2 protein-coding genes are annotated in these 2534 nt (G+C 48.3%); both read left to right on the top strand.

The genetic code is table 11. The features are described from left to right. Positions 1 to 157: 157 nt before the first annotated feature. On the top strand, positions 158 to 1705 hold the full coding sequence (gene istA / locus ACYVAA_RS22685; protein ID WP_460546316.1) for an IS21 family transposase: 1548 nt from the start codon (positions 158 to 160) through the stop codon (positions 1703 to 1705). Positions 1706 to 1713: 8 nt separating this feature from the next. After that, positions 1714 to 2454: an ATP-binding protein gene (gene istB / locus ACYVAA_RS22680; RefSeq protein ID WP_460546313.1), complete on the top strand. Its 741-nt coding sequence runs from the start codon at positions 1714 to 1716 to the stop codon at positions 2452 to 2454. Positions 2455 to 2534: the final 80 nt, after the last annotated feature.

Here is a 2534-nt window from a genome sequence, read left to right as displayed (position 1 = left end):
TGGATATAACGGTTTGAATTGTGCCACCCTTTTCGGTCAAACTGTGCCAGGCCTTTCGGTTTAAACCGTGCCATTTCCAGTTCGGATTTCGGTTCGAACCGTGCCACCTTTGAAAGATCAAGTTTAACCTGCTATATCGCCTAAAAAAAAGAGCGATATGGCCAACGTACTTGATCCCATGGATATAAAGCAGATTTTCAGTTTACACAGGGACGGACTAAGCAACCGGAAGATAGGTGCGGTGCTGGGGATTTCCCGCAATACGGTCAACCAGTACATCTCCTGGCTTGCAGCCTCGGAATACGAAGTGGATGAGATCCTGTCCCTTACCAACACTAAATTAAGGGAGCTGTTCCCTTCCCGCACCACCATAAAGAATGACAGGTTTGATGCCCTGATGCGTTATTTTGAACGGGGAAAAGCAGCTAGAAACCATCCAGGGTTTACCTTTTTGCACCATTACCAGGAGTACAGGCAGCTGGTGGACAGTCCCTACAGCTATACGCAGTTCATGGAGCATTACCATAGAAAATATCCCAATGCAGAGGGCTCCATGAAGCTTGAGCACCTTCCCGGCCACGAGGTGTTCATCGATTTTGCGGGGACAAGGATGGAGGTCGTGGACCGTGATACAGGTGAAGTCAAAAAGGCAGAAGTCTTTGTGGCCGTGCTTCCCTTCAGCCTGTATACCTATGTAGAGGCATGTTGGAGCCAGAAACGTGAGGACCTTGTCCACTGCATGAACAACATGATGTGGTTTTATGAAGGCGTTCCCAAGGCCGTGGTATCGGACAACCTAAAATCAGCGGTCACCAGGGCCAGTAAATATGAACCTGAGATCAACCGCTCCCTTAAGGATTTTGCCAGGCACTATGACTGCGTCATCAATCCCACCAGGGCATACAGCCCACAGGACAAGGCACTGGTGGAAAATGCTGTACAGCTCAGTTACCAGCGTATATACTATCCCCTTCGGGAGATGACCTTTTTTTCGATCGATGACCTGAACAGGGAGATAAGAAGACTGTTGGAAAACTACAACAACATGCTTTTCCAGAGAAAGGAAGCCAGCAGAAGGGAGCTTTTCCAGTCCATGGAAAGGGAATGCCTCAAAACCCTTCCCACAGGTATATACCAGCTCAGGGACTATACAAGGGCAAAGGTCCAGAAAATAGGATACGTTTACTTCTCCCCGGACAAAAGTTATTACAGCGTCCCTTACAGGTATATCGGAAAGTCCACCCAGATCCATTATACAAGGGACATCGTGGAAGTCTACCATTACCATGAAAGGATAGCCCTTCACAAAAGGAACCCGTCAAAGGGCTGCTATAACACCAACAGGGAACACCTCAGCAGTACACACAAAAAATACCTTGACTGGAGCCCTGACTACTTCAGGAAGCTGGCAGCTCCCCTGGGGGCCAATGTGGCCACATGTATCAGTGAACTTTTTATCGGATCGGACTACCCGGAAACGGCCTACAAAAGGGCACAGGGCATCATAAAGCTTGCCAAGCTTTACGGCAGGGAAAGATTGGACTCCGCATGTGGCAGGGCCATATACGCCAAGGCAATATCCTACCGCAGGATCAAAAACATACTCGAAAATAATCTGGACAAGGTCACCCCGGAAGAGATGGACAAAAAGGAATCCCATATTCCCGACCACGAAAACATCCGGGGTGCATCCACTTACCAATAAACAGAACAATGATGAACAGTAACCAGACAGTAGAAAAACTCAGACAGATGAGGCTCAGCGCCATGGCGGATCTCCACCACCAGCACATCGGCAGCAACAGGTTCGCCGACTTTACCGCCGATGAATACATCGCCCTGCTGGCAGACCACGAATGGGAAGACCGGCAGCACAAGAAAATGGCCAGGTTGATAAAAAAGGCCGCCTTCAAACAGAAAGCATCCGTTGCCGATATTGATTACAGCCATAACAGGAACCTTGACAAGAATATGTTCTCAAGGCTTGCAGGGCTTGGCTTCGTGGACAAAAAAGAAAACATCATCATTACCGGACCTTCGGGGGTCGGGAAAAGCTATCTGGTACAGGCCCTGGGAAATCAGGCATGCCTGATGGGGCACAGAACAGTATACAGCAGCACCTCAAGGCTGCTGTCAAAACTCAAGCTCTCCAAAGCCGACGGAACCTACCTCAGGGAACTGAGGAAACTCCAGAATACAGAGCTGCTCATCCTCGATGACTTTGGGCTACAGGCTTTTGATGCGACGGCAAGGGAAATCGTTTTGGACATCATTGATGACCGGTTTACAGAAAAATCAACCCTTGTATCCTCCCAGTTGCCGGTATCAACCTGGTACGATATCATAGGAGAAGGAACCATCGCAGATGCCATCTTGGACAGACTCGTAAACTCTTCCCATAGAATAGACCTCAAGGGAGAATCTTTGAGAAAGGGAATCTTGAAAAATGAATAAAAAATGACCTTCTTTAAATGATCTTTCTTAGTGGCACGGTTTGACCGAAATCACTGGCATGGTCAGACCGAAATAACCAT

Source organism: Echinicola sediminis (genome assembly GCF_054777495.1).
This window is presented reverse-complemented; position numbering and strand designations above follow the sequence as displayed.

Coding starts and splice junctions, on each gene's coding strand:
- istA (WP_460546316.1), top strand. CDS start 158: ATGGCCAACGTACTTGATCCCATGGATATAAAGCAGATTTTCAGTTTA.
- istB (WP_460546313.1), top strand. CDS start 1,714: ATGATGAACAGTAACCAGACAGTAGAAAAACTCAGACAGATGAGGCTC.